We start from the raw sequence: 319 nt of genomic DNA, 5'->3' as shown, positions 1-319 counted from the left end.
CTTAAAACAAGTGGAAACAGATTTGTTGAAATAAATAAGCAAGACATGAAGATTTTCGATTTAGATAAGCCACGTGGCTATATAGGATTTATGGAAACAGATGATGGAAGTATTCAACCTTCATTAGTCCTTGGTTCTGATAATAGAAAATACGCTGGTACAGGATCATTTTATATTTATCAAGTCATGCCGCGAATTAATGGAGTTGATCAACCTTCTAAAGCATATGCAAAATTTGGGATTTCTAAAGGAGAAAATGCAGAAGGAACTAATATTTGGTCAAACTATATTCAAATGCATAATGACGGTGGACATCTGA

The 319-nt window shown here is 33.5% G+C and carries 1 protein-coding gene; it reads left to right on the top strand.

Features of this window, described 5'->3' with window-relative positions; all coding sequences use genetic code 11:
• Positions 1-319, top strand: a 319-nt coding sequence (locus ACODS7_RS32935; protein ID WP_488828779.1) for a hypothetical protein, incomplete at both ends; no start/stop codon positions are given.

The organism is Bacillus sp. FG16, assembly GCF_057809515.1.
Note: the sequence above shows the minus strand (reverse complement) of the source record. Positions and strands in the feature narration are given on the sequence as shown.